The following is a 7,869-nucleotide window of genomic DNA, read 5'->3' as shown; positions in this document are numbered from 1 at the left end:
CGGCGCGGTGAACGGATCACTGCGGCTCACCGAGCAGGGGGAGGTGATCGCCGCCAAGTACGCCGAACCGCAGGCGGCGCGGCGCAACCTGGAGAGCCTGGTGGCCGCCACGCTGGAGTCGACGCTGCTCGACGTCGAGGGTCTGGGTGACGCCGCGGAGCCGGCCTACGCGGTGCTCGACGAAGTGGCGACCCTGGCGCAACGCGCCTATGCCGAATTGGTGCACGACACACCGGGTTTCGTCGAGTACTTCATGGCCTCCACACCGGTCAGCGAGATCGGTTCGCTGAACATCGGCAGTCGGCCCACGTCCCGCAAACCCACCTCGTCGATCTCGGACCTGCGTGCCATCCCCTGGGTGCTCGCGTGGGCCCAGTCGCGGGTCATGCTCCCCGGTTGGTACGGCACCGGGTCGGCGTTCGAGCAGTGGATCGGGGCGGGCCCGGAAAGCGAAGACGAACGGGTGGCGATCCTGCACGAGCTCTACGAGCGCTGGCCGTTCTTCCGCAGCGTGCTGTCCAACATGGCCCAGGTGCTGGCCAAGAGCGACCTCGGCCTGGCGGCGCGGTACGCGGAGCTGGTCGACGACGAGGAACTGCGGCACCGCGTGTTCGACAAGATCGTGGACGAGCACCGGCGAACCATCGCGATGCACAAGCTGATCACCGGTCAGGACGACCTGCTCGCCGACAATCCCGCGCTGGCGCGCTCGGTGTTCAACCGCTTCCCCTATCTGGAACCGCTGAACCACCTGCAGGTGGAGTTGCTGCGCCGCTACCGCTCGGGCGACGACGACGAACTGGTGCAGCGCGGCATCCTGCTGACGATGAACGGATTGGCCAGCGCGTTACGGAACAGCGGGTGACGGGCATTCGTAAGCCATGTCGGACATCGCGTCGCCCGTCAGCGCGGCCGAAGTGGCCCAGAACGGCGTCTTCGAACGTCTCGCCCGGGTCGGGTATGTGGTCAACGGGATACTGCACCTGATCGTCGGCTACCTCGCGATCCGGGTCGCGTGCGGAGAAGGCGGCACCGCCGACCAGACCGGCGCCCTGGCGACGCTGGCGGCCAAGCCGGGCGGCACGTTCGCGCTCTGGATCGCCACCGCCGCCCTGCTGGCGATGGGCCTGTGGCGGCTCGTCGAAACCGCCCTCGGCCGATCGTGCGACCGTGAGTCGGAGGGTCCGTCGTCGGATGCGTCCACCCGGCTCAAGGCGTTGGGTCTGGCGGCGGTCTACCTGGCCTTCGCCTATTCCGCGTTCGGGTTCGCCCGCGGCGCGGGCAGGCAGGCGGACCAACAGAATTCGGGCATCAGCGCGCGCCTGATGGCGACGACCGGCGGCACCGTAGCGCTGATCGGCTGCGGCGCGATCATCGTCGCGGTCGGTTGCTACCACATCTACAAGGGCGCCAGCCGCAACTTCGTCGACGACCTGCGGGGCAAGTCCGGCGACTTGGTGCGCCGCCTCGGCGTGGCGGGCTATATCGGCAAGGGAATCGTGATCACCCTGACGGGCGCGCTGGTGATCGTCGCCGCGTGCCGCTCGGAGCCGAAGAAGGCCACCGGACTCGACGGGGCGCTGAAGACGCTCGGGGCTCAGCACTTCGGGGCGGCGCTGCTGATCGCCGCCGGGGTGGGGATCATCATCTACGGGCTGTACAGCTTCGTGATGGCCCGGTCGACCAAGATGTAACCGCCCGCAGCTACTCCACCGCACGGTTGCGCAGCCGGTCCACCACGCCGCGCACCGCGTGCTCGGTCATGGACAGCGGCGTCATCATCACCTCGCCGACTTTGACCATGTCGTCGATCCGCCCGACGATCGCCTCGACCGGCTCGACCAGGACGATCAGGCGCCGCGCCAGGTCGTCCAGCCGCGACAGGGTGCCGTCCAGATGGTCCAGGCCGCTCTCCATGCGCTCGACCGTGGCGTTCAGGGCGGACAGGGACGTGTTCAGCTCTTTCATCGTCGTGCTCAGGCCGTCGAGGACGTCTTCGACCTGCTCCACCGTCTTGTCGGCGTTCAACGCAGCCTGGGTGAGGGTTTTGATCCGGCTTCGCTCTTGCCCACCGCGCACGGTTCTGTCTGCCATGCCCGTCATTATGACCCCGATCCCGCCGGGCGCGGGACTAGCTTGGCTGACCGGGGCGTGCGGGGAGTTTGGCCGCGGCCTCCTCGTCGAGCAGCCACAGCGTGGTTTCCCGGCCGATCGCGCCCGCGGCCGGCACCGAGACCGGCGCGGCGCCACTGATGGCCGCCGCCACGGCATCCGCCTTCGAAGCCCCGGACACCATCAGCCAGACCTCACGCGAACGCTGAACCGCGGGCAGCGTCAACGTGATTCGTTGGGGTGGCGGCTTGGGGGAGTCCTCGACTCCGACCACCATGCGGCTGGTTTCCAGCACGGCCGGGGTGTCCGGGAACAGCGAGTTGATGTGACCTTCGGGGCCCATGCCCAGCAGGTGCACGTCGAAGTTCGGCACCGGCTGGCCGGGTTCGGCGTTGGCCGCCAACAGCTGTTCGTAGGCCAGCGCCGCGGCGGCGAGATCGGTGCCGAATTCGCCGTCGCTGGCCGGCATCGCGTGCACGTGGCTGGACGGGATGTCGATCCGGTCCAGCAGCGCCGCCCGTGCCTGCTTGTCGTTGCGCTCGTCGTCGTCCTCGGGGACGTAGCGTTCGTCGCCCCAGAACAGGTGCACCTTGGGCCAGGCGATCTCGAGGCCCGCCAGCGACTCGAGCAACCCGATGCCGTTGCCGCCTCCGGTGAGCACCACCAGCGCCCGGTCCCGGGCCGCCACGGCGTTGCGGATGCTCTCCGCCAACCGGCTGGCCGCGGCCTCGACCAGCGCCTTGCTCTGCGGGAAAACTTCGATGATGGTGCTCACACGTACTGCACTTTCTCAATGCCTTCTAACGCCGTCTGGTAAATCTCGTCGGGGTCGAGCCGCCGCAGGTCTTCGGCGAGGCACTCGCCGGTTTCCCTGCGCGCCAAGGGAAGCAGGGCATCCGGCTTGGCGGTGCGGCTCAGTGTTGCCGTCCTGCCCTCCTGGGGCCGGCTCAAGACGATGGTCTCGCTCTTGCGCGCGAGTTCCACCTTCAGCTCGCCAACCGCGCGGCGCACCGGGCCATCGATGCGGCTCGCCAGCCAGCCGGCCAGGATGTCAAGCGCCGGTTCGGTTTTCAGCCCGGACACCAGGGCCGATTCGATCGGCTCGTGGGGCGACAGGTCGACCGCGGAGGTGAGCAGCGCCCGCCAGTAGGTGATGCGGGCCCAGGCCAGGTCGGTGTCGCCGGCGGTATAGCCGGGCAGCCGGCCCTTGATCGCCGCCAGCGGATCGGTTCCGTTGGTGGCGTCGGTGATGCGCCGAATCGCCAACTTGCCCAACGGATCCTGGGCGGGAACGGCCGGGGCGACGTCCGGCCACCACGCCACCACCGGGATGTCGGGAAGCAGAAACGGGGTCACGACGCTGGCGGCGTGCCCGGCCAGCGCCCCGGACAGGTTGAGGATCACCACCTCGGTGGCGCCGGTGTCGCCGCCCGCCCGTAACTGCGCGTCGAGGCGCGGCTCGTCGGCGTACGGGTCGCCCCGCATCGTCACGATGACCCGGCTGGGATGCTCGTGGCTGGCGTTGTTGGCCGCCTCGAGCGACTCCTCCAGGATGGCGTCGCTGTCCGGCGCGATGATCAGCGTCAGCACCCGGCCCATCGTCACGGCGCCGACCTTTTCCCGCAGTTCGTCGAGCTTCTTGTTGACCGCGGTGGTGGTGGTGTCCGGCATGTCGATAATCAAGTGCGCCGCTCCTCCTCATCACGCGGTTCTGCATCGTCGCCGGCGCGGATCACGGCCGCCGCCATTCGCGCCCGGTCCGTCGCAGCATCTCGAACGCCGACTCCGGGCCCCAGGTGCCGGCCTCGTACGGCTCGGGTTTGCCGTCGGACGCCCAGTTCTCCAGCACGGGATCCAATATCTGCCAAGCCAATTCGACCTCTTCGTTGACCGGGAACAGGGAGGGCTCGCCCAGCAGCACGTCGAGGATCAGCTGTTCGTAGGCCTCCGGTGACTCCTCGGCGAACGCCGAGCCGTAGGAGAAGTCCATGTTGACGTCGCGGACCTCCATCGCGGTTCCCGGGACCTTGGAACCGAACCGCAGCGTGATGCCCTCGTCGGGCTGCACCCGGATGACCATCGCGTTGGTGCCCAGCTCGTCGGTCATGGTGGCATCGAACGGCAGGTGCGGGGCGCGCTTGAAGACCAGGGCGATCTCGGTGACCCTGCGGCCCAGGCGTTTTCCGGTCCGCAGATAGAACGGCACGCCGGCCCAGCGGCGGGTGTCCACCTCCAGCGTGATGGCCGCGAACGTCTCGGTGGTGGAGTCCTTGGCGAACCCCTCCTCGTCGAGCAGCCCGACGACCTTCTCGCCGCCCTGCCAGCCACCGGAGTACTGGCCGCGGCTGGTGGTCTCGTCCAGCGGCTGGGCCAGCTGGGTCGCCGAGAGCACCTTGATCTTCTCGGTCTGCAGCGCCGACGGGTTGAAGCTGACCGGCTCTTCCATGGCGGTGAGCGCCAGCAGCTGCATCAGGTGGTTCTGGATGACGTCGCGGGCGGCCCCGATGCCGTCGTAATATCCCGCGCGCCCGCCCAATCCGATGTCCTCGGCCATCGTGATCTGCACGTGGTCCACATAGTGCGCGTTCCAGATCGGGTCGAACAACTGGTTGGCGAAGCGCAACGCCAGGATGTTGCGCACCGTCTCCTTGCCCAGGTAGTGGTCGATGCGGAACACCGCCTCCTCCGGGAAGACGGCGTTGACCGCGTGGTTGAGGGCCTGCGCGCTCTCCAGGTCGTGCCCGAAGGGTTTCTCGATGACCACCCGGCTCCAGCGGTCGCCCTGCGGGCGCGCCAACCCGGACTTGTGCAGCTGATCGCACACCACGGGGAAGGACTTCGGCGGGATCGCCAGGTAGAACGCGTGGTTGCCGCCGGTGCCCCGCTCGGCATCCAGCTTGTCCAGGGTTTCGGCCAGCCGGCCGAACGACGCGTCGTCGTCGAAAGACCCTGGGACGAAGCGGAATCCCTCGGCCAGTCGTTCCCAGTTCTCCTCCCGAAAGGGGGTGCGGCAGTGGTCCTTGATGGCCTGGTAGACCACCTTGCGGAAGTCCTGGGTTTCCCAGTCGCGGCGCGCGAATCCCACCAGCGAGAAGCTCGGCGGCAGCAGCCCGCGGTTGGCCAAGTCGTAGATGGCCGGCATCACCTTCTTGCGCGCGAGATCGCCGGTGACGCCGAAGATCACCATGCCGCACGGGCCGGCGATCCTCGGCAGCCGCTTGTCGCGCTTGTCCCGTAACGGGTTATGCCATTGGTCAGCGGTGCGAGCCGGACTCATTTCGAGGCGGAACCCAGCTGCTTCTGTGTCTCCTCCAGCAGCTCGGTCCACGACTCCACGAACTTCTCCACGCCCTCGTTCTCCAGCACGACGAACACGTCGGTCAGGTCGACCCCGACTCCGGCCAGCTTGTCGAACACCTCCTGGGCCGAGGAAGCGGTGCCGGTGACCGTGTCACCCTTGATCTCTCCGTGGTCGGCCACGGCGTCAATCGTCTTCTCCGGCATGGTGTTCACCGTGTTCGGCGCGACCAGCTCGGTGACGTAGAGGGTGTCGGAGTAGTCGGGGTTCTTGACCCCGGTCGACGCCCACAGCGGACGCTGCACGCGGGCCCCGCTGCCCTTGAGCGCCTCGTAGCGGTCGCCGCCCTCGAAGATTTCCTGGTAGGCCGCGTAGGCGAGCCGGGCGTTGGCCACCCCGGCCTGCCCGCGTAGCGCGAGCGCCTCCTCCGAGCCGATCTTCTCCAGGCGCTTGTCCACCTCGGTGTCCACGCGCGACACGAAAAACGATGCAACGGAATGGATCTTGGACAGGTCGTGTCCGGCCTCGCGCGCCTTCTCCAGGCCGGCCAGGTAGGCGTCCATCACCTGGCGGTGCCGCTCGACGGAGAAGATAAGGGTGACGTTGACCGAGATCCCTTCGGCGAGAACGGCGGTGATGGCGGGAATTCCGGCCTTCGTCGCCGGGATCTTGATGAACAGGTTGGGCCGGTCGACGATCTTCCACAGCTCGACGGCCTGGGCGGTGGTCTTGTCGGTCTCGGCGGCCAGGCGCGGGTCGACCTCGATGGAGACCCGGCCGTCGACGCCGTCGGAGGCTTCCCACTGGGGCCGCAGCACATCGCACGCGTTGCGGACGTCGTCGGTGGTGACCGTGCGGATCGTTGCGTCCACGTCGGCGCCGCGCTCGGCCAATTCGGAGATCTGGTCGTTGTAGGTGTCGCTGTCGGCGAGCGCCTTCTGGAAGATCGACGGGTTGGTCGTCACGCCCACAACGCTTTTGGTGTCGATGAGCTCCTGCAGATTGCCCGACTGCAACCGCTCGCGCGACAGGTCATCGAGCCATACGGACACGCCCGCGGCGGACAGCGCCGCGAGGTTGGGGTTCTGAGTCATGCGAACCACCCTTTCTCAGTTGTCAACTACCTGTTCCGCGGCGGCCGCGACGGCTTCTGCGGTGAAACCGAATTCACGGAACAAAGTCTTGTAATCGGCGGATTCGCCATAGTGCTCGATCGAGACGATGCGGCCGGTGTCGCCGACGAGCTTGTGCCAGGACTGCGCGACGCCCGCCTCGACGGCCACCCGGGCCGACACCGACGGGGGCAGCACGCTGTCGCGGTAGTCCTCGGGCTGCGACTCGAACCATTCCACGCACGGCATCGACACCACCCGCGCCACGATGTCCTTGTCGGCCAACAACTTCTGGGCCTCCACCGCGAGCTGGACCTCGGAGCCGGTCGCGATCAGCACGACGTCGGGATCCTCGGCCCCTTGGTCACCCAGGATGTAGCCACCCCGGGCCACGCCCTCGATGTTGGTGCCCTCGAGGATCGGCACGCCCTGGCGGGTCAGGATCAGCCCGACGGGACCGCTGCCGTTGCCGCGGGCCAGGATGGTGCGCCAGGCGTACGCGGTCTCGTTGGCGTCGGCGGGCCGCACCACCGACAGCTTGGGAATGGCGCGCAGCGCCGCGAGGTGCTCGATTGGCTGGTGGGTCGGGCCGTCCTCGCCGAGGCCGATCGAATCGTGGGTCCACACGTAGATGGTGTCGATGTCCATCAGCGCGGCCAGCCGCACCGCCGGTCGCATGTAGTCGGAGAACTGCAGGAACGTGCCGCCATATGCGCGGGTCGGTCCGTGCAGCACGATGCCGGACAGGATGGCGGCCATCGCGTGCTCACGCACACCGAAGTGCAGCGTTCGGCCGTACCAGTGCGCGGTGTAGTCTTTCGTCGAAATCGACGGCGGGCCAAACGAATCCACGCCCTTCATGGTCGTGTTGTTGCTGCCCGCGAGGTCGGCCGAGCCGCCCCACAACTCCGGCAGTTTCGGGCCAAGCGCGGACAGCACCTCACCGGACGCGGCCCGGGTGGCCAACGCCTTGTCGCCCGGTTCCCAGGTCGGGACGTCATCGTCCCAGCCGTCGGGCAATTCCTCGGCGGTCAACCGGTCCAGCAGCGCCTTGCGGTCGGGTTCGCGCTGCGCCCAGGCGTCGAAGTCCGCCTGCCACTTCTCGTGCGCTTCCTTGCCCCGGTCCACCAGCTTGCGGGTGTGGGCGATGACTTCGTCGCGCACCTCGAAGTTCTTGCTTGGGTCGAAGCCCAGGATCTCCTTGACGGCAGCGACCTCCTCGTCGCCCAGGGCCGCGCCGTGCGCCTTACCGGTGTTCATCAACTTCGGCGCCGGGTAGCCGATGATGGTGCGCAACTCGATGAACGACGGCCGGTCGGTGACGGCCTTGGCGTTGGCGATGGCCTC

Annotated in this window: 8 protein-coding genes; 2 read left to right on the top strand and 6 right to left on the bottom strand. The window is 68.0% G+C overall.

What is annotated here, in order from left to right:
* The coding region (locus A9X05_RS24255; protein ID WP_156736947.1) for a phosphoenolpyruvate carboxylase at positions 1-865 on the top strand (865 nt) is incomplete at its 5' end.
* A gap of 16 nt (positions 866-881) precedes the next feature.
* Positions 882-1,694, top strand: a complete 813-nt coding sequence (locus tag A9X05_RS24250) for a DUF1206 domain-containing protein (protein ID WP_067784512.1) — start codon at positions 882-884, stop codon at positions 1,692-1,694.
* A gap of 10 nt (positions 1,695-1,704) precedes the next feature.
* Here A9X05_RS24250 and A9X05_RS24245 read toward each other — a convergent pair whose 3' ends face one another.
* The 6 genes from A9X05_RS24245 to A9X05_RS24220 all read right to left on the bottom strand — a co-directional run.
* Positions 1,705-2,103: an ATPase gene (locus A9X05_RS24245; RefSeq protein ID WP_067275764.1), complete on the bottom strand. Its 399-nt coding sequence runs from the start codon at positions 2,101-2,103 to the stop codon at positions 1,705-1,707.
* Between the two features lie 28 nt (positions 2,104-2,131).
* Positions 2,132-2,887 carry a 6-phosphogluconolactonase gene (gene pgl, locus A9X05_RS24240; RefSeq protein ID WP_067784508.1) on the bottom strand — a complete coding sequence of 252 codons (756 nt, stop codon included), beginning with the start codon at positions 2,885-2,887 and terminating at the stop codon, positions 2,132-2,134.
* Positions 2,884-3,795, bottom strand: coding sequence for a glucose-6-phosphate dehydrogenase assembly protein OpcA (opcA, locus tag A9X05_RS24235; RefSeq protein WP_067784505.1), 912 nt, complete (start codon positions 3,793-3,795; stop codon positions 2,884-2,886). The genes pgl and opcA overlap by 4 nt, the downstream gene beginning before the upstream one ends.
* Positions 3,796-3,844: 49 nt before the next feature.
* Positions 3,845-5,389, bottom strand: a complete 1,545-nt coding sequence (gene zwf / locus A9X05_RS24230; protein ID WP_067784502.1) for a glucose-6-phosphate dehydrogenase — start codon at positions 5,387-5,389, stop codon at positions 3,845-3,847.
* Positions 5,386-6,504, bottom strand: coding sequence for a transaldolase (tal, locus tag A9X05_RS24225; RefSeq protein ID WP_067784499.1), 1,119 nt, complete (start codon positions 6,502-6,504; stop codon positions 5,386-5,388). Before tal ends, zwf begins: the two co-directional genes overlap by 4 nt.
* Positions 6,505-6,519: 15 nt before the next feature.
* Positions 6,520-7,869: transketolase (locus tag A9X05_RS24220; protein ID WP_197499188.1), on the bottom strand; the 1,350-nt coding region annotated here is incomplete at its 5' end.

Source organism: Mycobacterium sp. E3298 (assembly GCF_001666895.1).
Taxonomy (GTDB): Bacteria; Actinomycetota; Actinomycetes; order Mycobacteriales; family Mycobacteriaceae; genus Mycobacterium.
The sequence above is the reverse complement of the archived record's forward strand: the minus strand, read 5'-3'. Positions and strand labels throughout refer to the sequence as shown.